The sequence below is a fragment of the Vibrio coralliilyticus ATCC BAA-450 genome (genome assembly GCF_000176135.1).
GTDB lineage: Bacteria > Pseudomonadota > Gammaproteobacteria > Enterobacterales > Vibrionaceae > Vibrio > Vibrio coralliilyticus.
In genome coordinates this window covers 120,433-143,516 of the sequence record NZ_ACZN01000012.1, presented here as the reverse complement: position 1 = coordinate 143,516, position 23,084 = coordinate 120,433, and the positions used below count along the sequence as shown (strand labels likewise).

General features: G+C 45.8%; 19 protein-coding genes, 2 tRNA genes, 3 rRNA genes and 1 other RNA gene. 13 read left to right on the top strand and 12 right to left on the bottom strand.

Annotation, left to right across the window (positions count from 1 at the left end):
* The 5 genes from VIC_RS03415 to VIC_RS03395 all read left to right on the top strand — a co-directional run.
* Window positions 1–845: ribosomal RNA gene (locus VIC_RS03415) — 23S ribosomal RNA — on the top strand; the annotation flags it as partial.
* A gap of 163 nt (window positions 846–1,008) precedes the next feature.
* A 5S ribosomal RNA gene (gene rrf, locus VIC_RS03410) occupies window positions 1,009–1,124 on the top strand.
* A gap of 42 nt (window positions 1,125–1,166) precedes the next feature.
* A tRNA-Thr gene (locus tag VIC_RS03405) sits at window positions 1,167–1,242 on the top strand.
* A 13-nt stretch (window positions 1,243–1,255) separates the two neighbouring features.
* Window positions 1,256–1,371, top strand: a 5S ribosomal RNA gene (gene rrf, locus VIC_RS03400).
* A 31-nt stretch (window positions 1,372–1,402) separates the two neighbouring features.
* A tRNA-Asp gene (locus VIC_RS03395) sits at window positions 1,403–1,479 on the top strand.
* Window positions 1,480–1,760: 281 nt separating this feature from the next.
* Here the strand turns inward: VIC_RS03395 and VIC_RS03390 are convergent.
* The 5 genes from VIC_RS03390 to leuA form a co-directional block, all read right to left on the bottom strand.
* A complete protein-coding gene (locus VIC_RS03390) occupies window positions 1,761–2,543 on the bottom strand; it encodes a DUF547 domain-containing protein (protein WP_006957838.1) in 783 nt (260 codons plus the stop codon).
* Between the two features lie 110 nt (window positions 2,544–2,653).
* A complete protein-coding gene (gene leuD, locus VIC_RS03385; protein WP_006957836.1) occupies window positions 2,654–3,256 on the bottom strand; it encodes a 3-isopropylmalate dehydratase small subunit in 603 nt (200 codons plus the stop codon).
* 11 nt (window positions 3,257–3,267) lie between these two features.
* Window positions 3,268–4,668, bottom strand: coding sequence for a 3-isopropylmalate dehydratase large subunit (gene leuC / locus VIC_RS03380; RefSeq protein ID WP_006957834.1), 1,401 nt, complete (start codon window positions 4,666–4,668; stop codon window positions 3,268–3,270).
* A 54-nt stretch (window positions 4,669–4,722) separates the two neighbouring features.
* Entirely contained in the window at window positions 4,723–5,814 is a 1,092-nt protein-coding gene (leuB, locus tag VIC_RS03375; RefSeq protein ID WP_006957832.1) for a 3-isopropylmalate dehydrogenase, read from the bottom strand.
* Window positions 5,815–5,874: 60 nt separating this feature from the next.
* Entirely contained in the window at window positions 5,875–7,422 is a 1,548-nt protein-coding gene (gene leuA / locus VIC_RS03370; RefSeq protein WP_006957830.1) for a 2-isopropylmalate synthase, read from the bottom strand.
* Between the two features lie 465 nt (window positions 7,423–7,887).
* Between leuA and VIC_RS03365 the strand changes: the two genes are divergently transcribed.
* The 7 genes from VIC_RS03365 (at window position 7,888) to ilvN (ending at window position 16,065) form a co-directional block, all read left to right on the top strand.
* Window positions 7,888–8,412: a phosphatase PAP2 family protein gene (locus VIC_RS03365; RefSeq protein ID WP_006957828.1), complete on the top strand. Its 525-nt coding sequence runs from the start codon at window positions 7,888–7,890 to the stop codon at window positions 8,410–8,412.
* Window positions 8,413–8,494: 82 nt separating this feature from the next.
* Window positions 8,495–9,025, top strand: coding sequence for a phosphatase PAP2 family protein (locus VIC_RS03360; protein WP_006957826.1), 531 nt, complete (start codon window positions 8,495–8,497; stop codon window positions 9,023–9,025).
* A 4-nt stretch (window positions 9,026–9,029) separates the two neighbouring features.
* Window positions 9,030–10,076, top strand: a complete 1,047-nt coding sequence (locus tag VIC_RS03355; protein ID WP_006957824.1) for an MJ1255/VC2487 family glycosyltransferase — start codon at window positions 9,030–9,032, stop codon at window positions 10,074–10,076.
* A gap of 394 nt (window positions 10,077–10,470) precedes the next feature.
* A complete protein-coding gene (leuO, locus tag VIC_RS03350; protein ID WP_006957822.1) occupies window positions 10,471–11,430 on the top strand; it encodes a transcriptional regulator LeuO in 960 nt (319 codons plus the stop codon).
* 168 nt (window positions 11,431–11,598) lie between these two features.
* Complete coding sequence (locus tag VIC_RS03345; protein WP_006957820.1) at window positions 11,599–13,407, top strand: AMP-dependent synthetase/ligase; 1,809 nt, start codon at window positions 11,599–11,601, stop codon at window positions 13,405–13,407.
* 437 nt (window positions 13,408–13,844) lie between these two features.
* Window positions 13,845–15,569 (top strand): acetolactate synthase 3 large subunit, encoded by a 1,725-nt coding sequence (locus VIC_RS03340; RefSeq protein WP_006957818.1) that lies wholly within the window; start codon window positions 13,845–13,847, stop codon window positions 15,567–15,569.
* A gap of 1 nt (window position 15,570) precedes the next feature.
* Window positions 15,571–16,065, top strand: a complete 495-nt coding sequence (ilvN, locus tag VIC_RS03335) for an acetolactate synthase small subunit (RefSeq protein ID WP_006957816.1) — start codon at window positions 15,571–15,573, stop codon at window positions 16,063–16,065.
* A gap of 60 nt (window positions 16,066–16,125) precedes the next feature.
* On the opposite strand, the gene glpQ is transcribed toward ilvN, so the two are convergent.
* The 7 genes from glpQ to VIC_RS03305 form a co-directional block, all read right to left on the bottom strand.
* Window positions 16,126–17,181 (bottom strand): glycerophosphodiester phosphodiesterase, encoded by a 1,056-nt coding sequence (gene glpQ / locus VIC_RS03330; RefSeq protein WP_006957813.1) that lies wholly within the window; start codon window positions 17,179–17,181, stop codon window positions 16,126–16,128.
* A gap of 51 nt (window positions 17,182–17,232) precedes the next feature.
* Window positions 17,233–18,597: a glycerol-3-phosphate transporter gene (gene glpT / locus VIC_RS03325; RefSeq protein WP_006957811.1), complete on the bottom strand. Its 1,365-nt coding sequence runs from the start codon at window positions 18,595–18,597 to the stop codon at window positions 17,233–17,235.
* Between the two features lie 337 nt (window positions 18,598–18,934).
* Entirely contained in the window at window positions 18,935–20,164 is a 1,230-nt protein-coding gene (gene serA, locus VIC_RS03320) for a phosphoglycerate dehydrogenase (protein ID WP_006957810.1), read from the bottom strand.
* A gap of 253 nt (window positions 20,165–20,417) precedes the next feature.
* On the bottom strand, window positions 20,418–21,074 hold the full coding sequence (gene rpiA, locus VIC_RS03315) for a ribose-5-phosphate isomerase RpiA (RefSeq protein ID WP_006957809.1): 657 nt from the start codon (window positions 21,072–21,074) through the stop codon (window positions 20,418–20,420).
* Between the two features lie 63 nt (window positions 21,075–21,137).
* The gene (locus VIC_RS03310; protein WP_006957808.1) at window positions 21,138–21,725 is read right to left on the bottom strand and encodes a 5-formyltetrahydrofolate cyclo-ligase; all 588 of its coding nucleotides are present in this window, start codon (window positions 21,723–21,725) and stop codon (window positions 21,138–21,140) included.
* 31 nt (window positions 21,726–21,756) lie between these two features.
* Window positions 21,757–21,939, bottom strand: a non-coding RNA gene (ssrS, locus tag VIC_RS26105) — 6S RNA.
* A gap of 19 nt (window positions 21,940–21,958) precedes the next feature.
* The gene (locus VIC_RS03305) at window positions 21,959–22,267 is read right to left on the bottom strand and encodes a cell division protein ZapA (RefSeq protein ID WP_006957807.1); all 309 of its coding nucleotides are present in this window, start codon (window positions 22,265–22,267) and stop codon (window positions 21,959–21,961) included.
* A gap of 235 nt (window positions 22,268–22,502) precedes the next feature.
* On the opposite strand from VIC_RS03305, the gene VIC_RS03300 reads away from it, so the two are divergent.
* On the top strand, window positions 22,503–23,078 hold the full coding sequence (locus tag VIC_RS03300) for a YecA/YgfB family protein (RefSeq protein WP_006957806.1): 576 nt from the start codon (window positions 22,503–22,505) through the stop codon (window positions 23,076–23,078).
* Window positions 23,079–23,084 lie beyond the last annotated feature (6 nt).

The window sequence follows — 23,084 nt, the reverse complement described above, 5'->3', positions numbered from 1 at the left end:
AGACCCCGTGAACCTTTACTACAGCTTGGCACTGAACATTGACCCTACATGTGTAGGATAGGTGGGAGGCTTTGAAACCGGTACGCCAGTATCGGTGGAGCCGTCCTTGAAATACCACCCTTGTAGTGTTGATGTTCTAACTTAGACCCATTATCTGGGTTGAGGACAGTGCCTGGTGGGTAGTTTGACTGGGGCGGTCTCCTCCCAAAGAGTAACGGAGGAGCACGAAGGTGGGCTAATCACGGTTGGACATCGTGAGGTTAGTGCAATGGCATAAGCCCGCTTGACTGCGAGAATGACAATTCGAGCAGGTGCGAAAGCAGGTCATAGTGATCCGGTGGTTCTGAATGGAAGGGCCATCGCTCAACGGATAAAAGGTACTCCGGGGATAACAGGCTGATACCGCCCAAGAGTTCATATCGACGGCGGTGTTTGGCACCTCGATGTCGGCTCATCACATCCTGGGGCTGAAGTCGGTCCCAAGGGTATGGCTGTTCGCCATTTAAAGTGGTACGCGAGCTGGGTTTAGAACGTCGTGAGACAGTTCGGTCCCTATCTGCCGTGGGCGTTGGAAGATTGAAGGGGGCTGCTCCTAGTACGAGAGGACCGGAGTGGACGAACCTCTGGTGTTCGGGTTGTCATGCCAATGGCATTGCCCGGTAGCTAAGTTCGGAATCGATAACCGCTGAAAGCATCTAAGCGGGAAGCGAGCCCTGAGATGAGTCTTCCCTGACCCCTTGAGGGTCCTAAAGGGTTGTTCGAGACTAGAACGTTGATAGGCAGGGTGTGTAAGCGTTGTGAGGCGTTGAGCTAACCTGTACTAATTGCCCGTGAGGCTTAACCATACAACACCCAAAGGGTTTTGATGGACTCAAAGCAAGAACTTTGAATGTGTAAATACAGAACTTAAAAACAGCTTTCCGAATTATTCGATTTGCAAGCAAATCTCACCCTAAAGGGCCGCACTAAAGTGCGTTTGAATTTGCGAGCAAATTGATAAAGAATTTGCTTGGCGACCATAGCGTTGTGGACCCACCTGATTCCATGCCGAACTCAGAAGTGAAACGCAATAGCGCCGATGGTAGTGTGGGGCTTCCCCATGTGAGAGTAGGACATCGCCAGGCTTTAAATACCTTGTTTGAGATAAATATCTTGAGCAAAATTATGCTGATATAGCTCAGGTGGTAGAGCGCATCCTTGGTAAGGATGAGGTCCCCAGTTCGAGTCTGGGTATCAGCACCAGCAAAGAATTTTGCTTGGCAACCATAGCGCTTTGGACCCACCTGATTCCATGCCGAACTCAGAAGTGAAACGAAGTAGCGCCGATGGTAGTGTGGGGCTTCCCCATGTGAGAGTAGGACATTGCCAGGTTCTTATTTAGACTCCAGAGTCTAACCATTGCGGAGCGGTAGTTCAGTTGGTTAGAATACCGGCCTGTCACGCCGGGGGTCGCGGGTTCGAGTCCCGTCCGCTCCGCCACTTATTTAGATAAAGCCCTAGCAGTTATGTTAGGGCTTTTTCGCATCTGCAGTATGATTTTAGGCCTGTAACTAACAAGTTCCGTTTGAGCGCAAACTAGGACTAGGCATTCCCACTGTCAGCCACTTATTGAGAAACCCAGTCTAAGGACTGGGTTTTGTGTTTTATGGTATATATGATTTTCTATCGAGTTCCAAAAGGACTTGCTTGCTAAACGCTACTTCGTTCAGTTTTCACTTATTCTGGAGCTGGGTAGTAACACCATTCGTATTGGGTTATCACTATTTCTTTTCGTTTAAGTCCCAATCGTATTCATAACTAAACTTACCACTTAAATCCGATAACTCTGGACGGTATTTTGCCAGATGCTGGATCAACTGTTGGTTATTACCAAAGTCATCCGCAAACCAATCATAAATGGAAGATAGTTGAGTTTTACCATTTTTGATGAGCACGCCTTTTTCACTGTTAATGAAGGTGGTCGCAGCTTGCTCAAGTAAGGCTTCTGTATTATCTGCAGTAAATGCCTGAGATTGTAGGTTTGGGCAGCCTAAGCTAGCACAGTTGACCGCATAATGAGTTCTTGGGTCATTCCATATCGGGCGTAAAATTCGATGCTCAATATCATTCAGCGTGAGCTCTTTTCCATTGATGGTAACCACTTCATCTCCCCATGGGCCAAAGCTGAATAACCCACCTAGTTTTGTGATCGATTTGATTGGGTAAGCGTCTAGAATCAAATCGACTGTAATCGCGTTATACAAATTTACCCAGTAAGGGTACTGCTCAGCTTTGCTTAACTGAAGTGGATTGATATGACTCAGTTGCGTTATGTAGTGATTGAGTTGTTGTTTATCTTGGGTACTGACTGATGAGTATTTAAAAAGCGTGTATTCGCCTTCCGTGACTAGGTATTTATCGAGTATTTGTTGCCAAGGCTGATGGTCGACTTTGGTGGTATTGGATTCATTACTCGTATTCCAATAAGGCCAAAGTTCAGATTTGGGAGCAGAGAAAGCGTGGAAAGATATCAAAGTGGCGACAAAAGCAAGAAAGAATCTCATGGTCAGTCCTATTCATAACAGCATTATGATTTTAGACCGAGCCTACAATTGATAACTTTCAAAAATAAAAAAAAGGTTGGCATGAGCCAACCTTTTTATATCGGTTTTAATTACTTGAGAAATGAAGGAATCTTACTTTCGTAATCGGCAATTTTATCTTCGTGCTGGAGTGTCAAACCGATGTTATCTAGTCCGTTTAATAGGCAGTGGCGACGGAACTCATCAATTTCAAATGAGTACTCTTTGCCATTTGCTCGAACCACATTCGCTTCTAGGTCTACTTCAACTTGTGCGCCTTCGTTTGCTTCAACGAATTGGAAGATCTCATCCACTTCTTGCTCTGTGAGACGAACAGGAACCATTTGGTTGTTGATTGAGTTGCCATAGAAAATATCGGCAAAGCTTGGTGCAATCATTGCCTTGATGCCATAGTCTGCCAGTGCCCACGGGGCGTGCTCACGTGAGGAGCCGCAGCCGAAGTTTTCACGAGCAAGTAGGATTGAAGCACCTTGATAGCGAGGTGCGTTCATTACAAACTCTGGGTTTGGCTGCTCACCTGCATCATCTAGGAAGCGCCAATCATGGAATAGGTGTTTACCAAAGCCCAAACGAGAAACTTTTTGTAGGAACTGTTTAGGGATAATAGCATCAGTATCGACGTTCGCGGCATCTAGAGGAACGACTAAGCCTGTGTGTTGTTTAAAACCTGACATTTGTTCTCTCCTTAGTCCAACTCACGAATATCTATAAAGTGACCAGCAATTGCTGCCGCTGCTGCCATCGCAGGACTTACCAAATGGGTACGGCCATCACGACCTTGGCGGCCTTCAAAGTTACGGTTTGAAGTTGATGCGCAACGTTCGTGTGGACCTAGGCGATCGTTGTTCATGGCCAGACACATTGAACAGCCAGGAAGGCGCCATTCAAAGCCCGATTCTTTAAAGATGACATCTAAGCCTTCTGCTTCTGCTTGCGCTTTTACTTGCTCAGAGCCCGGTACGATAAGAGCTTGCACGTTATCTGCAACTTTACGGCCTTTTGCTACTTCTGCAGCGGCGCGCATGTCTTCGATACGAGAGTTAGTACAAGAGCCAACAAATACCTTATCGACTTTGTAATCTGATAGTGCTTTGCCAGCTTCTAGCCCCATATACGCCAATGCTTTTTCTGCCGATGCTTTCTCGACAGGGTCTGCGAAGCTTTCTGGTGCTGGGATAGGTTGATCAACGGCGATTACCTGACCAGGGTTTGTACCCCAAGTCACCTGAGGTTTGATTTCCGCGGCATTTAGAGTAACGACTGCATCAAACTCCGCATCATCGTCCGTTTTGAGTGAAGACCAGTATTCAATAGCCGCTTCCAAATCATTGCCTTGTGGCGCGAATTTACGGCCTTTAATGTATTCGAACGTGGTTTCATCTGGTGCGATTAGACCTGCCTTGGCGCCAAGCTCGATAGCCATGTTACACACTGTCATACGACCTTCCATCGTAAGATCAGTAATGGCTTCACCACAGAACTCAACCACATAGCCCGTACCGCCTGCTGCTGTTGTCTCACCAATGATGGCTAAAACGATATCTTTCGCTGTGATGCCAGGATTAACCTTACCTTTCACCTCAATCTTCATCGTTTTAGCACGCGCCTGTTTCAGGGTTTGAGTTGCTAAAACATGCTCAACTTCAGAAGTACCGATACCAAAAGCTAGCGAGCCAAATGCGCCGTGAGTGGCTGTGTGAGAGTCACCACAAACAATCGTCATGCCAGGTAACGTAATACCAAGCTCAGGGCCCATTACATGCACGATACCTTGGTATTTGTGGTTAATGTCGTAAAGGGTTACCCCAAACTCTTCACAGTTCTTTGACAGCGTTTCCATCTGAATGCGTGCCATCTCACCAGACGCATTGATGTCTTTAGTGGTAGTGGAAACGTTGTGGTCCATGGTGGCAAAGGTCTTGCTGACCTGACGCACCTGACGACCTTTTTCACGCAGGCCATCAAAGGCCTGAGGTGAAGTCACTTCGTGTACCAAGTGGCGATCGATATACAAAATTGGGTTCTCACCCTCGGCGGCTACGGCAACGTGTGCGTCGTAGACTTTTTCATACAGTGTTTTGCCCATTATTACTATCCCGTGTATAGCTCCTGACAACGGCTTATCAGGAGCGAATAATTATTATGAATTTAGAATGTACTCAGCGATTTTATCGCCCATTTCTGAAGTTGAAAGAGCTGGGTTATCACCCGCTAGGTCGGCGGTCAGCTCTCCAGCAGACAGTGCTTTAGATACTGCTGCTTCAATATCTTGTGCAGCAGCTTCTTCACCTAGGCTGTAACGCAGCATTAGTGCAGCAGAAAGAATCTGTGCAACAGGGTTTGCGATGTTTTTACCTGCGATGTCTGGTGCACTGCCGCCTGCTGGTTCATACAAGCCAAATTGGCTTTCGTTCAAGCTGGCAGAAGGTAGCATGCCCATAGAACCAGTGATCATTGCACATTCGTCAGAGATGATGTCGCCGAAGATGTTTGAACACAGCATGACGTCAAACTGAGATGGGTCTTTGATTAGCTGCATGGTTGCGTTGTCGATGTACATGTGTGACAGCTCGACATCTGGGTAGCTTTTGGCCACTTCTTCGACCACTTCACGCCACAGGATAGAGCTCTGCAGAACGTTCGCTTTGTCGATTGAGCAAACTTTCTTATCACGCAGGCGAGCTGATTCAAACGCAATTTTCGCGATACGCTCAATTTCAAAACGGTGATAAACCTCGGTATCAAATGCTTTTTCATTTGCACCTTCGCCTTCACGACCTTTTGGTTGACCGAAGTAGATACCACCTGTCAGTTCACGTACCACGACGATATCGAAGCCATTGCCAGAAATATCTGCACGTAAAGGTGAGAAAGCTTCTAGGCCTTTGTGAATTTGTGCTGGGCGCAAGTTACAGAACAACTGAAAGTGCTTACGCAGAGGTAAAAGAGCACCGCGTTCAGGCTGATCATTTGGCGGTAAATGTTCCCACTTAGGGCCACCGACTGAGCCGAATAGTACTGCATCTGCTTCTTCACAGGCTTTTACTGTGCTGTCTGGTAGTGGGCAACCATGATTGTCGATAGCAATACCACCCACATCGTGCTGGTTGCGAGAGAAGGTAATACCGTGTTTCTTTTCGATTGCGTCTAGCACTTTGTGTGCTTGCTGCATTACTTCTGGGCCAATGCCGTCTCCTGGTAGAACGGCAATATTGTAAGATTTGTCTGTCATGGTAATCCTTTAATTTTTATATCTTTTGTTCCAGAGATGACTCGCATCCCTAGAGTCTACTTATACTGTTGCGATTTTTTTCTGCTTGATTTCAGCAATCTTATCTGCACGGTGAATGCTGTTGATTACGTGCAATAATGCTTGACCAGAAGCTTCTACGATGTCGGTCGACACACCAGTACCATGGTATTTACGACCTTTGTAGTTGGCGATAATATCTGCCTGACCAAGCCCGTCTTCACCTTCGCCTTTCGCGGTTAAATCAAACTTGTCTAGCACGATATCATATCCGGTGACGCGATAGATACATTGGTAAAGCGCGTCAACAGGGCCGTTACCTACCGCAGCTTCAGACGTCTCTTTATCACCACATTGCAGCTTGATGCTTGTAGTTGCCATGACGCTACCTGACTGAACGCTTAGGTAGTTCAATTTGTAGAAATCATCTTCTTCGCGAAGATTTGAGAAATGCATCAAGGCTTCCAAATCGTAATCGAAAACTTGGCCTTTACGGTCAGCTAGCTTTAAGAAGTCTTCATATAATGCATCTAGATTGTACTCATCTTCTTTGTAGCCCATGGTATCCATGTGACTTTTCACTGCTGCGCGACCACTACGACTTGTTAGGTTTAGTGCTTGGTTCTTAAGGCCGATAGACTCAGGCGTCATGATTTCGTAGGTGTTCTTGTTCTTTAGCATGCCATCTTGGTGGATACCTGAAGAGTGACTGAATGCGTTGGCACCAACAATTGCCTTATTGCTCTGGATTGGCATATTACATAGCTGGCTGACCAATTTACTGGTGCGGTGAATTTCGTCGTGTTTAAGGCCTGTGTGGACACCCAAGAATTCCTGACGTGTCTTGATGATCATGGCAATTTCTTCTAGAGAACAGTTACCGGCGCGTTCGCCGATGCCGTTGATGGTGCCTTCGATTTGACGAGCACCTGCTTGAACGGCTGCGATAGAGTTCGCAACCGACATGCCTAAGTCATCGTGACAGTGAACCGAAATAATGGCTTTATCGATATTCGGAACGCGATCAAACAGAGTTTGGATAATTCCGCCAAACTCGTTTGGCACTGTGTAACCTACGGTATCAGGAATGTTGATCGTGTTGGCGCCAGCGTTGATAGCGGCTTCAACCATACGGCACAAGTTATCAATTGGCGTACGGCCAGCGTCTTCACAGGAAAATTCAACATCGTCAGTGTATTTACGAGCGTGTTTGACCGCTTTGACCGCCATCTCGACAACGTCATCATAACTGCGGCGTAGTTTATCTTGAACGTGAACGGTGGAAGTGGAAATGAAGGTATGAATACGGAATTGATCTGCAACTTTTAACGCTTCACCTGCTGCGTCAATGTCTTTTGCAACGGCACGTGCAAGCGCACAGACTCGACTATCTTTCACGTGTTTGGCGATGGTCTGTACTGATTCAAAATCACCAGGAGATGAAACTGGGAAGCCCGCTTCAATTACATCAACGCCCAGCCTTTCTAGCGCATAGGCAATCTGCAGTTTCTCTTTAACTGTCAAGCTTGCTGACAACGCTTGTTCGCCATCACGTAACGTGGTGTCGAAAATAATGACTTGATCGTTCATGTTTGCTTCCTTCCTGACTCGTGTGTTTGCCACACAGTTAATCGTTTTCTTCCGGTATTTAGGTATAAAAAAACCCGCATCTGCGTGCGGGTTTCTGATATCTCGTTGTGGTTATTTTTCTTCCACAGCCTACCCGCGCGATCGTGTCACGATAAGGAGGAGGCTCAGCAGGATAGAAAAACGCTTCATCATTGTTAACGGTTCCTATTAGGGCGTTAAATAAACCACAAAATTAAGTTAACAAATTAGTACCGCACTCCACCGAGTACGTCAACCCTAAAGTTGTTTTTTTATTCATCAATAGTCAAATGAACTGATTTGTGGAGTTAAACCATATTAGGGATGCTGAAGATATTGTTCTGCTATTCGAGCAGTGAATGGCAAGATGAACGAGATGATTAATCTCTGGTTCATCTCACTATACCTATGATGTGACTTCGCATGTGATTACAGGAGAAAAGTACCGTGCGTGCCGTTGAGCCCATCATCAAATTTGACTTGGCATTGTCCTCATTTTGCTTAGGTCATCGCTTTAACCTGCCGCTGGCTAAGCTGAGTCGCCTGATTTCTCATACTGGAGATGGGCATCTGTATTTGCTGATTGGTCTGATTGCGTGGGCACTGGATACGACCACAGGTGTCGCTTTTCTTAAAGTCGGCATTCTGGCATTTATCATCGAATTACCCATTTACTGGGCTTTGAAGAATGGCTTCCGGCGCCGTCGTCCCTATGACCGTTCCGAATCACTCACTTCGTTTATTCAACCGGCGGATCAGTATAGCTTGCCATCCGGTCATACTGCGGCTGGATTTTTGATGGCTACATTAATCGCGAGCTTTTACCCTCAATATGCGATTGCAGCGTATGGCTGGGCAGCAGCAGTGAGCGCCTCACGGATTTTTCTAGGTGTGCACTTTTTTACTGATATCGTTATAGGGGCGGGTTTGGGCATTGCGTGTGCCAAGCTGGCGTTGATGTTGACGATGTAACTGAATCAACCTGAAAGCTTCACTGATTTGTCACTTACTTCTCTTAATTTGAACGCAGAACCGTCGTTGCAAGGAGTCGGTAATGCGTTCAATCGAACCAATCGCCAAGTTTGATTTGGCATTCTCACTGTTTTGTCTACAACATAAATTCTCATACCCGCTCTCTCGATGGAGCAAAGCCATCTCTCACACGGGGGATGGGCATTTGTATGCCGTGATCGGCCTTGTTGCTTGGTGGTTTGGTGGAGAAGTCGGTACACTCTTTTTACTGGCCGGTTTACTTGCATTTGTTGTAGAGCTACCTATTTACTGGACAGCTAAAAACCTCTTTAAACGTCGTCGCCCAGAAGAGCTGTCAGAGCTGGTGACGTCATTCATTACGCCTTCAGACCGTTACAGCTTGCCTTCAGGGCATACGGCAGCCGCGTTTTTGATGGCGACGTTAATCAGTTATTTCTATGTCGAACTCGAATTGTTTGCATTCGTTTGGGCTGCGTTGATAGCGACTTCAAGAATCTTACTTGGAGTGCATTTTCTGACAGATGTCATTCTGGGCGCTTTTCTTGGAATCGGTTGCGCTCAGATGGCATTGGCGATTGTGATAGGAGGTTAGGCTAATGAAAATATTGTATGGCGTGCAAGGGACGGGTAACGGACACATCGCCAGAGCTAGAGCAATGAGTCATGCTTTGAACCAGCGCGGTATTGACGTTGAATTCCTTTTCTCAGGCCGAGCAGAAGACAAGTATTTTTCAATGGAAGCGTTCGGTAATTATCACACTCGCCGTGGCCTCACTTTTGTGACCGAAAATGGTCAGGTTAATTATAAAAAAACCTGCTTGAACAACAATCTGTTTGCTTTTTATAAAGAGGTCAAACAACTGGATTTAAGTCGATTTGACTTAGTACTCAACGATTTTGAGCCAGTCTCTGCGTGGGCGGCCAGAAGACAGGGCAAGGCATCCATTAGTATCAGCCATCAGAATGCATTTCGTTATTCTGTACCACTCAAAGGGGCTAGTTGGTTAGATAAGAAAATCATTCACTATTTTGCCCCAGCTCAGCACCACATCGGCTTACACTGGTATCACTTTGATCAACCTATTTTACCGCCTATTGTTCACACACAAAAAGAGCAGGTTGCTGGTGAAGATTTTGTCCTCGTTTATTTGCCATTTGAGAGTATCCATGAGATCGCAGATCTGTTACTGCGTTTTTCCAAGCAACGATTTGTGTGTTATCACCCTGATATCATCGAAGAGCAGATTGTCGACAATGTGCACTATTTGCCATTGAGCTTTCATGGCTTCCAGTATCACCTCAATCGCTGCAATGGCGTGATAGCGAACGGCGGTTTTGAGCTGCCCTCAGAAGCATTGACGCTAGGTAAAAAGCTATTGCTTAAACCTCTGTCTGGTCAGTTTGAGCAGATGAGCAATGTCGCCACATTGGAAGATCTTGGCTTGGCAAGTTGTATGGATATGTTGGATGCCTCGATTGTTCGCCAGTGGCTTGACGAAGAGCAGGCCGAAAGTGTCAGTTACCCTGATGTTGCAGAGGCGATCGCAGACTGGCTGGTGAAAGGTGACTGGGAAAACAAAATGGAGCTGACACATCGCTTGTGGGAGAAAGTCGATTTTCCTAGCTACGTGACTAACATCTAGCCCACCACTCAATCATTAGAATCTTGACAGCATCAATCTATTGATGCTGTTTTTGTATCTACCCTAGGACTTATTTTTCCTACCAATAGTTCCCGTCAAGCTCTTAGCATTCATTCTTAAACTTAATTCATTGGCTAAATCTTTACAGTATGAGTGATTTATACTTTTTTATATGTTGCTTAAGGTTATGATTATTAAGCTTAATTTTATGACTTAAGTAAAAAATACTGATTAATTATCAATCTTGTTGCTAATGATTGATTGATTCGTTGATAGTAGAAATCCGCCAGGAGTCATCTGACGGATAAATATAACAAAATACGGGTTATCTATTCCCAACCAATATTCATTTTAAGAACCATTTATACATTGACGAATACAAGAGGCTTGCCTGATGATTGATAAAAAAGAGTCTATGAGTGCGATTGCTAGCTACCGAATGGAAAGCACTCTACGTGGAGTAGATCTAAACCTTCTGACTGTGTTTGATGCAGTAATGCAAGAGCAAAATATTACCCGTGCTGCTCATAACCTTGGCATGTCTCAGCCAGCGGTAAGTAACGCAGTAGCTCGTTTGAAAGTAATGTTTAACGACGAGCTGTTTATGCGCCAGGGTCGTGGTATCCAACCGACTCAACGCGCTCGTCAGCTATTTGGCCCTGTACGCCAAGCATTGCAACTTATCCGTAACGAGCTACCAAGCTCAATTTTCTCGCCTGAAACATCAACGCGTTTGTTCAAACTGGCGATCTGCAGCCCATGCGATATGCGCTTCGCTCCTAAGATCATGTCGACAATTCATGATCAAGCGCCAAATGTACAGCTTCACCTTGATGCGGAATTTGATCGCCAGCTGGCTGAAAGAATGCGCTACCAGGAAATCGACTTCGTGATTGATTACGCTCGCTTTGATGAGCAAGGTTTCTCAAGCACTGAAATCTTCCAAGATGAGCTAGTGGTAGTGGCGTCTAAGTCTCACCCACGCATCCAAGAAGCAGTAACGGCGGACCTTCTGAAAGGTGAGCGTCATGCGAAACTTTCTCGCGTACATGGTCAGCGTAGTTTCTCTGAGCAGGCGTATCGTGATTTAGATGTGCAGGCATACTACGAAGGTACGAGCCTGAGCAACGTACTTTACGTTGTTGGTCAATCTGAGCTCGTGACGATTGCACCACGTTGGATGGTAGAAAATGCAGCGAACAAAGATCAGCTACAAGTTCTGGACTTCCCATTTGAAAACGGCAAGATCAGCGGCTTCCTGAGCTGGCATGAATCAAGTGAGAAAGATAAAGGTCACATCTGGCTACGTGACCAGTTAATGATGATCTGTGGTGAAGTAGTTGCTCTAGACTAATTTACTGTTATTTAAGAGATCAATAAAACCTTGAGTGGCTATTCGCCATTCAAGGTTTTTTACTATTTAGTTGGTAACTTTGATGCCTGTCAGTTGCCTTTTGTGACCTGAAATGTACACTTGTGCGCTCAAAAAAGCTTACAGGTGTAAGCTTAAAGGTAGTTAGAGATGGCCAACTTAGATTTTCATATTGTAAAAAAAATTCGCGAACAAATTGCCAAAAGCGGTGACCGTATTGCTCTTAAACATAAAGTGGGTGAGATGTGGAACGGCATTAGTTGGAAGCAGTTTGGCCAGCAGATAGATGCATTATCGCTTGCGTTATTGACGCACGGCATAAAAGTCCAAGACAAAATCGGCATCTTTGCCAACAATATGCCTCAGTGGACCATCACGGATTTCGCGGCACTTCAAACCCGTGCGGTGACAGTGCCTATTTACCCTACCAATACCGCAGCGCAATCTTCCTACATTCTGCAAGACGCTGATGTGCGTATCTTATTTGTCGGCGAACAGGCCCAGTTTGATGCGGCTGTGTCGATTTTTGAACAATCCCCGCAATTGGAATTGGTTGTGGCGATGTCGGACGATGTTGATGTAGGCGATTATGATTTTTCTCGCTCTTGGCAGCAGTTTGTCTTTGCTGCTGATAAAGCCATGCAGAGCGAATTAGATACTCGCCTCAATGATGCCAATATTGAAGACTTGCTGACCTTGATTTACACCTCAGGTACGACGGGTCAGCCAAAAGGGGTAATGCTGGACTATGGCAATGTCGCCGCTCAACTCGAAGGTCATGACGCCCGATTAAGTTTGTCTCAAGATGATGTTTCGCTCTGTTTCCTACCTTTATCACACGTGTTTGAGCGAGCATGGACATTCTACGTATTGTATCGTGGTGCTACCAACTGTTACCTGCAGGATACGATGCAGGTTCGTGAAGCGTTGAGTGAAGTTCAACCGACAGTGATGTGTGCGGTTCCACGTTTTTACGAGAAAATCTTCTCAGCTATTCATGAAAAAGTCTCCAAGGCTCCGATGATTCGCAAGGTGCTGTTCACCTGGGCTGTGAATATGGGCGCTAAAATGGCCGCCTGTGATCAGGAAGGGCGTCAACCCTCTTTAATATTGAAAAAGTCCCATCAGCTGGCTGACAAGTTGGTGCTGTCCAAGCTACGCGCTCTACTGGGTGGTCGAATTAACTTTATGCCATGTGGTGGTGCGAAGTTGGATGAGACGATTGGTCGCTTTTTCCATGCGATGGGAATCAACGTCAAGCTTGGCTATGGCATGACAGAAACGACAGCGACGGTGTCGTGTTGGTCAGACAATAGCTTCAACCCAGATTCCATAGGTATGGCGATGCCTGGTGCACAGGTAAAGATTGGCGAAAACAACGAAATTCTCGTCCGTGGCCCTATGGTGATGCGTGGTTACTACAAGATGCCGGAAGAAACGGCAAAAACGTTTGATGAGCATGGCTTCCTCAAAACTGGGGATGCGGGTCATATTGATGAAGACGGCAACCTGTTTATTACCGATCGCATTAAAGAGTTAATGAAAACGTCTGGTGGTAAGTACATTGCACCGCAGATGATCGAAGGAGCAATCGGTAAAGACCACTTTATCGAGCAGATCGCCGTGATTGCGGATACGCGTAAGTTTGTTTCTGCGCTTATTGTGCCGTGCTACGACAGTTTGGAAGAGTACGCGAAAGAGTTGAACATCAAATACCATGATCGTGTTGAGCTGATTAAGCATCATCAAGTGGTAGAAATGCTCGAAAAACGAGTGAATGACCTGCAGCAAGAGCTGGCGAAGTTTGAGCAGGTTAAGAAGTTCAAATTGTTACCAAAAGCCTTCTCGATGGATGAAGGTGAATTAACCCCGACTCAGAAACTGCGCCGTAAGGTTATTAACGACAAATATCAGGACGAAATCGAAGAAATGTACAGTGATACAGCAATGAAAAAGTAAATCTCTGACAAGTTAAATTTCGAAGTGTTTAAAAATCCCTCAATCGGTTCAAACTTGCCGGTGAGGGATTTTTTATACCTGAATTTTACGACCTTTTACGGTGAAAATATCGTGGAGATACAGTGTTGAATAATATTTTACTCTGAATTTTTTGGGTTAATTTGTCATATTTTCTGATTTTTATGCTTCGGCTGGTGTTCTTTCCTTATATTAGTTTGATAAATAGCATCTTGTTTAAAATGAGAGTTAAGTCGCATTAGATCCTTTGATAAGAAAACGTTACATTTGTTGCGTGAACTTGTTTTCTGTTACGACAGAACAAGACATAGCCGAAAAAGTGGAAGTATTTCGATTTAGGCTACGAATAAGCCCTAGACTATGTAAAACCAGCCCAATTAGTTGACCTTATTAATTGGTAAACTGGTGAGGAGAATAATATGGCAGCAATGTTGTCCGGTGCGGAGATGGTTGTTCAATCTCTGATCGAAGAAGGTGTTGAACAAATTTTTGGGTATCCAGGCGGTTCTGTTTTGGATATCTACGATGCTCTTCATGCTAAGACAGATCAAATCAAGCACGTCCTAGTTCGTCATGAACAAGCCGCTACCCATATGGCAGATGGCTATACTCGTGCAACTGGCAAACCAGGCGTGGTTCTGGTGTGCTCAGGTCCAGGCGCGACCAATACTGTGACAGGTATTGCGACCGCGTATATGGATTCTATTCCTATGATCGTGATTTCAGGTAACGTGCCTAACAACCTGATTGGCAATGACGCTTTCCAAGAGTGTGATATTGTCGGCGTCTCGCGTCCGATTGTTAAACACAGCTTCTTGGTAAAGAAAGCAGAAGATATTCCTGAAATCATGAAGAAAGCTTTCTATATTTCGACAACAGGGCGTCCTGGCCCGGTTGTTATCGATCTGCCCAAAGATGTGATGAATCCGCAGATCAAACTGCCATACGAATATCCTGCCAGTATTTCAATGCGTTCATATAAGCCAACCACGACGGGTCACAAAGGCCAGATCAAAAAGGCCTTGAAAGCACTACTTGCGGCGAAAAAGCCGGTGCTTTACGTCGGTGGCGGCGCCGTAATTTCTGAAGCGGATGAGCAGATTTTGAAGCTGTCAGAGGCATTAAACTTACCTGTCGTTAGTACCTTGATGGGGCTAGGTGCCTTCCCGGGTACGCATAAAAACTCTCTTGGTATGCTGGGGATGCATGGTGTGTATGAGGCCAATATGGCCATGCACAATGCAGACTTAATCTTTGGTATCGGTGTGCGATTTGATGATCGAACCACCAACAATCTGGAAAAGTATTGTCCGAATGCCAAAGTAATGCATATTGATATTGACCCGTCATCTATCTCGAAGAACGTCAAAGCAGACTTGCCTATTGTTGGCTCTGCAGAGAAAGTACTGGCGAGTATGGTGTCACTGCTGGAAGAGCAAGGTGCTACCAATGATGGCGAAGCACTTCAAAGCTGGTGGGATGATATCCAGACTTGGCGTGACCGTGAGTGCCTGTCTTATGAATCCACGCCTGAGCGAATTAAACCGCAACAGGTGATTGAAGTACTACACAAGCTGACGAATGGCGATGCGTACGTTGCTTCTGACGTTGGTCAGCACCAGATGTTTGCAGCACTTTACTATCCGTTTAATAAACCACGTCGCTGGATTAATTCTGGTGGTCTCGGCACGATGGGCTTCGGGCTGCCAGCTGGCCTTGGGGTTAAATTTGCTAAGCCTGATGAAGAGGTGGTAGTGGTGACCGGTGATGGTAGTATCCAGATGAACATTCAGGAACTGTCGACGGCGCTGCAATATGACATTCCAGTCAAGATCATTAACCTGAATAACCGTTTCCTAGGTATGGTGAAACAGTGGCAAGACATTGTTTACCAAGGAAGACATTCTAACTCATATATGAGCTCCGTTCCGGACTTCGTTGCGATTGCAGAAGCGTACGGACATGCGGGGATTCGCATTGAAACTCCAGACCAGCTTGAGTCTGGTTTGAAACAAGCATTAGAAATGAAAGATCGTTTAGTGTTTGTTGATATCAATGTTGATGAAACTGAGCATGTGTACCCAATGCAAATCAAAGGCGAAGGTATGGACAAGATGTGGCTAAGCAAAACGGAGAGAACATAATATGAGACACATTATTTCACTGCTAATGGAAAACCAACCGGGCGCATTATCCCGAGTGGTAGGTCTGTTCTCACAACGTGGTTACAACATTGAGTCGTTAACCGTATCACCGACAGATGATGAAACGCTGTCGCGTTTGAACATCACAACGATTTCGGATGACATGCAGCTTGAACAGATTCAGAAGCAGCTTAATAAGTTGATTGATGTACTGAAAGTTCAGGAAGTCACCGAGCTTGATCATATTGAGCGTGAGCTGATGATGGTTAAAGTGAAAGCCAGTGGTTTTGCTCGTGCAGAAGTAAAGCGTACAGCGGATATCTTCCGTGGACAGATTGTTGATGTCACCGCTTCTCAATACACGGTTCAACTGGCGGGTACCAGTGAAAAGCTGGATGCGTTCATTCAAGCTATTTCAGAAGTAACTGATGTCATTGAAGTTGCGCGAAGCGGTGTGGTGGGGATTGCACGCGGTGAGCGTTCACTGAAGCCTTAACTTGATATTAGTTGTTAAAGAAAAGCCTTAGTCATGGACTAAGGCTTTTTTGTTTATGGGCTATTTGTTGAGAAAGCTAACTGCTTTGTCTGGGAAATCGGTAAACAGGCCATCTACTTTGACCTGATTGTAGAAGATATCCATCATGCCCTCGAAGTTATCCGTATAACTTGGAATACGGCCTGGATCTGCTCGGAAAGTGTATGGATGAACATCTAGGCCTGCTGCTTTTGCCTCTTTCATCAACGGTTTGATAATAATGTTGTCTTTGGTTGATTCATCATCGACCAACATAGGTTTCCAAGGACCAATGCCTTCGGCGTACTTGGCAACTTCCTTCATTGCGCCTGATTCGAACATCCAATCATAGCTGTACGGGGTTGCCGTATCGCCTTTGTAGACCATGGTTTCGTTCCAGTCAGTGTAAGCCATCAGCTGCACTAACTTGAGATCCATATCCATACTAGGCATGAGTTCATCGTTAATGCGTTTGAGCTCATTGGCGTCAAAGCATTGCAGGTATACTTTGTCATCCTGACTGTCATAGCCGTACTGCTTTAATAGCTTAAGCACTGCGGAAGAGATGTCTTTGCCTTCATGACGGTGGAACCAAGGGGCTTTGATTTCAGGGTAGATACCAATATCGTAACCAAGCGTTTTGTTGAGCCCTTGAATCAGCTCAATTTCTTCAGCCAGAGTAGGGACGCTGAAATCGGATTTCCACATCGGAAAACGAGTCGGATAACCCGCAACTTTATTGCCATTGTCGTCAATATTGAACCCTTCTGTCACCTTTAGGGTTTTGATTTCTGCAAGCGTAAAGTCAATTGCATAATAGCGGCCATCGGCGCGAGCACGATCAGGGTAGCGCTCAGCGACATCGGTGACTCGATCTAAATAATGATCGTGGAGAACAACCAACTGATCGTCTTTAGTCATGACAACATCTTGCTCGATGTAATCCGGTTTCATTGCGTAAGCCAAAGCTTTTGCTTCTAGAGTATGTTCTGGTAGATAGCCTGATGCGCCGCGGTGAGCGATAACCAGAGGCTTAGCCAATGTTCCAGCAGATAGGCTAAGAGCCAGAAATGTAGCGCAAACTGACGTTGTTTTCATTCTTCATTCCTTGATTGAAATGAGGCAGCGATGCTGCCTCTTTGATGAGTATTAAGCGAGTGCTGCCTTTTCGGCTTCTTTCTGTTTATGGTGAGCACGTTCGCCAACAAATGCATAAATTAGACAAATAATCGACGCGATACAAGATGCTACGAGAATGATAAATCCACCATCCCAGCCAAAGTGATCCACGGTGTAACCCAGAATCGCGTTCGCAGCCACTGCACCGCCAAGATAACCAAATAGTCCGGTTAGACCAGCAGCGGTACCTGCGGCTTTTTTCGGTGCAAGTTCAAGAGCATACAAACCGATCAACATAACCGGACCGTAAATCAGGAAGCCAATGGCAACCAGCGCCATCATGTCTACGGCAGGGTTACCGGCTGGGTTGAACCAGTAAACCAAGACCGCAACTGTCACTAAGGCCATAAACAGGATACCGGCTGGGGCGCGACGACCTTTGAACAGCTTGTCGGAAATCCAACCACACAATAAGGTGCCTGGAATACCCGCCCATTCGTAAAGGAAGTAAGCCCATGAAGATTTATCAACCGTGAAGTCTTTCGCTTCTTTGAGGTAAACCGGCGCCCAGTCAAGCACACCGTAGCGAATGAGATAGACAAACGCGTTCGCAATGGCGATTGACCAGAGTAGCTTGTTAGAAAATACGTACTTAAAGAAGATTTCTTTGGCGGTCATTTCCTTTTCATGCGATTTATCGTAGTCGTCTGGGTAGTCGTTTTTGTATTCTTCAATGGGTGGTAAACCGCAGGATTGTGGTGTGTCGCGAACTGTCATCCAGATAAATATGGCAACCAGCGTGGCGAAAAAAGCAGGAACATAAAAAGCGGTACGCCAGTCGTCATTAAATGCCCATAGCCCAAGGATGAAGAGAGGACCAATCAGGCCTCCGCCTACGTTGTGGGCGACATTCCATACTGAAACGACTTCCCCACGTTCTTTACGCGACCACCAGTGAACCATGGTTCTACCACAGGCAGGCCAACCCATCCCTTGGAACCAACCATTTAGGAAAAGCAGGATGAACATTGCAGTGATGCTGCCCGTTGCCCAAGGCATGAAGCCGAAGCAAAACATGATCAGCGCGGACATCAGCAAGCCACCACTGAGGAAATAGCGCGGGTTTGAGCGATCGGAGACGCTACCCATTAAAAACTTAGATAAGCCGTAAGCAATCGAAACTGCCGCTAAAGCAACACCAAGATCGCCACGGCTAAAGCCTTGTTCGATCAGGTAAGGCATTGCCAAGCTGAAGTTCTTTCGAACTAAGTAGTAGCCAGCATAGCCGACAAAGATACCGATAAAGAGCTGCCAACGTAATCGGGAATAAGTGCTGTCGAGCTTATCGGAAGATAAGCGGTCGATGTGCGCCTTAGGTTTGAAGATTCCAAACATAGGGACCTCATTGTTATTGTGCGATGGTAAGTAAAGGAAAAGCGAACGAGCAAAATGTATTTCGTTCGAAAGTGTTGGGCATTGTATGAATAATGAGAGTTATTTCTGTGATAAATGTTGCATAAGTATTAAATTTTACGAAAATACAGAAAGTTAGTCTGAAAAACTTCGACTTTGATTCCGTAATTGCTAGTTTTCGTGATAACTAAGAAGCTCATTAATGAACAGTTTTTGTTCACAAGAGAACATTATGGTGTGATGTTTGGTAAGGGCAGAAATGTGGAGTATTAAAAAAGCCACTGCAACGGCAGTGGCTTTGAAAGCGTTGAGGTTTTATTTAGTGAAGGATACGCGCGCGTAGCGTGCCTTCAATACCTTTGAGTTTCTTAAGTGCTTCTTCAGAGCGGCTGGTTTCAACATCGATAACGACATAACCGATATCGGCGCTAGTCTGTAGATACTGACCCGCGATGTTGATGCCTTCTTCTGCGAAGATAGTGTTTATCTGAGTCAGGATACCTGGGCGGTTTTTGTGAATGTGCAATAGACGAGAACAGTCACGGTGCTCAGGTAGAGACACTTCAGGGAAGTTAACACTTGAAAGCGTCGAACCGTTGTCAGAGTATTTCGCCAGTTTACCTGCCACTTCGACACCAATGTTTTCTTGGGCTTCCTGTGTTGAGCCACCCACGTGTGGTGTCAGGATGACATTGTCGAACTTCTGCAGTGGTGATTCAAATGGGTCTGCGTTAGTTTTAGGCTCGGTTGGGAAAACGTCAATCGCAGCACCAGCAAGATGACCAGATTCCATCGCATGACAAAGCGCTTCGATATCAACCACAGTGCCGCGCGCTGCGTTGATGAAAATCGCCCCTGGTTTCATACGAGCAAATTCTTCTGCACCCATCATGTTTTTGGTGCCCGCGGTTTCTGGAACGTGCAGAGAAATCACATCACACTTGTTCAGCAGTTCACTCATGGTATGTACTTGAGTTGCATTACCAAGTGATAGCTTGTTCTCAATATCGTAGAAGTAAACACGCATCCCGAGGTTTTCCGCGATGATACCTAGCTGCGTGCCAATGTGACCATAGCCGATAATACCTAAGCGTTTGCCTCGTGCTTCGTACGAGTTGTCGGCGCTTTTCTTCCAGATGCCACGGTGTGCTAGGGCGTTCTTTTCTGGAATCCCGCGCAGTAGAAGCAGGACCTGACCGAGAACCAATTCCGCCACACTGCGTGTGTTCGAGAATGGGGCATTAAACACTGGAATACCACGAACGGCGGCTGCATTAAGATCGACTTGGTTGGTACCAATACAGAAACAACCAATCGCCACTAGCTTTTCCGCTGCGTTGATCACTTCCTGCGACAGGTTAGTGCGGGAGCGAATACCGATGAAATGAACATCCTTTACCGCTTCTAGCAATTCGTCTTCCGGTAACGAGCCTTTGTGATATTCAATATTGGTGTAACCAGCAGCCTGCAGTACTTCTACCGAAGATGGGTGAAGACCTTCAAGCAGGAGGATCTTAATTTTGTCTTTTTCCAGTGAAACTTTGGCCATTGTCTTCGTCCTTAAAATGGAAATTTGGGGCTTAACTGGCGCACAAGCGGTGTAATGTTATTAAAGCAAACGTTTTGTTAGCAAAAAGCCTGACGCAAACGTTTTCCTTGTGCGTCTTCTGCTCACTAAGTTAACAAAAAAAATACACTTTGGGTAAGAAAATTACGGAATAAGGAATAATTTTTATAGGATAAAAGACGAAAACGGCACCTAATGGTGCCGTTTGTAATGAAATAACCGAAACTAGCTTCAATTAATCTTCGATTTTTGCCCCTTGAGGCGTGCCAGTGATCACCACATCCGCACCACGGTGAGCAAATAAGCCAACCGTCACAACACCTGCGATAGCATTGATTTTATCTTCCATTTCTTTCGGGTGGGTGATCTGCATGCCATGCACATCCAGGATAACGTTGCCGTTATCAGTCACCACGCCTTCACGGTACACAGGGTCGCCACCAAGTTTCACCATTTCACGAGCGACGTAAGAACGCGCCATTGGGATGACCTCTACAGGTAAAGGGAACTCACCCAGAACGTCAACAGCTTTGGTGCCATCTACGATACAGACAAATTTATCCGAAATAGCCGCAACAATTTTCTCGCGTGTTAGCGCCGCGCCACCACCTTTGATCATGTCGCGTGCTGCGTTGATTTCGTCAGCACCGTCAACGTAGACATCTAAGTTCGATACTTCATTACAGTCAAAGACTTCAATGCCTAAACCTTTCAGCTTTTCAGTCGATGCTTCTGAGCTAGAAACTGCACCTTTGATATCGTCTTTGATTGTACCGAGTGCATCGATGAAGTGATTTACCGTAGAGCCTGTACCAACACCGACAATGCTGTCTTTTTCAACATACTTAAGTGCTGCCCAACCAGCTTCTTTCTTCATTTCATCTTGAGTCATGCCCATCTCCTGAATGAGGTTTGAATTTAACGTTTGCGGCGCGATTATATAACCAATCTAAGGCTATTCCCAATCCCAGATCTGCTTTGGTGTCACTATTTTTGGTAAAGGCACATCCCAAGATTCAGTGGGCAGTTGCTCGACCTGTTGGCAGTCATGCGCGAGGCCTATGGGTTTAGGCCCAGATTGATGATGGAACCAAGGCTCCAACGTTCGGTCGTAGTACCCTCCACCCATGCCGAGACGATGTCCATGGTGATCAAACGCTACTAGTGGCGTACAGATAAGCTCGAGCTGACGGGCGGGAATGATTTGGGTTTGATCCAGTTTAGGTTCTTGAATCTTGTAGCGATTAAGTACCATAGGTGTTTCAAGATCGTAGCGTAGAAACAACAAATGTCCGGCTGAAAATGGATGGATAACAGGGAGGTAAATCGTTTTTCCTCGCTGTCTTAACCAGTCAATCAGTGGGGCGGTATTGATTTCACCGTCAGCAGACAGGTAAAGGGCAATGTGTTGAGCTGAAGAGACTTCCGGCAATTGAGCAAATTGGGCAATTAAATCCAACCCCGCTTTTTGCTGGGTTTCATCATTGAGTTGATTGCGCTTGGTGCGGATTAGTTTTCTGAAATCTTGTCGAGAAAGAATCATAAGAGTACCCATGGTTATTGGGTACCGAGGAGGATACCCCAGAGTGCCGTTGGAGATTTTGACCCTTGAACCAGCTGGTTCAAGGCGGATCAGCAATGATAACCGTAGGCTTCTCGGTTCAAGCCGAGCTTGCTCAATAGCTATCAAGTACTAACCCTTAGGGATTGCTTATCGGCTCAGGGACTTAATCCCCTCACGAACACTCCAGGGTAAATTCTTGCTTGCGGTAAAGGCTATTGCTGTCCTGGCTTTACTTTACTTAGTGCATCACTGAGTGATGCCGTGAGCTTTTCCAATTGCTCATTTAACGCATTTTGCTGTTGTTCATCTACTGTATCACGGCTTTCGAGCTCATGACAGACGTTCAAAGCGACAAAGGTGAGCAGTTGAACTTCGTTGGTAATCTTTGTCTTGGCAGCCATGTCTTGTAAACGCTCATCAAGGTGCTGAGCGGCGTTACGTAAAGACTCTTCTTGTCCAGACGGGCAGTTAACCCGGGTTAGTTTGCCTAAAATTTCGACTTCAACTGCTTGATTACTCATACCGACTCTAAATGCGTTAGTAGGGGTGATATGCAGACAATCACCGAGGAGGAAACTATAGGAAAAGGCTTGTTAAGATTCAAGCTTTTCCCAATCAAGGTGCACAAATCATGACGCAATAACACAGTAATTGGGCAAATTGTGTAAAAGCTATCCACAATTGCGCAATCGCTCGTTTTCGCTGGCCTTGGTAAATGGTAGGATTGGCTTTATTTAGCAAATTTAGGTCTCTTTCATGAGCGAACGCAATCTTCCAGAATACCTGACATTAGCAAGTGAACTTCAGTCTGCTGGTCTGGCGGTGAACCCTGCGGAACTGCATGGCCTTTTAGCGGGAATGCTAAGCGGTGGTTTAAGTCTGACAGACAAAAGCTGGCAACCGCTAATCTTTGATTACACCAATGATGGTATGGGCTGGCCTGCTAAGTCACTGCAATTAGCTCAGGCGACATTGGACGCAACCATCGTAGAATTTACCGGTTCAGGCATGGATATCTCGATGTTGATCCCTGATGAAGATGCCAGTGCAAGCCTGTTTGATACCGCTGACGGTGTTGCTGAATGGGTGAATCACTACATTTCTGGCTTAGGCCTTGTGAATGCTGATCTGAAAAAAGCTTCAACGGATGTTAAAGAAGCGTTGGCAGATTTAGAAGAGATTGCCAAGCTGGGCATCGATGAAGATGACGATATGCAAGAGCAAGCTCAACTGCTAGAGCAGGTGATTGAACATGTTAAAGCGTGTGCGCTGACGATTCACGCTGAATTTGGCCAAAAGCCGGTAGAGCAAAAGGCTCCGACCATCCACTAATCAGGA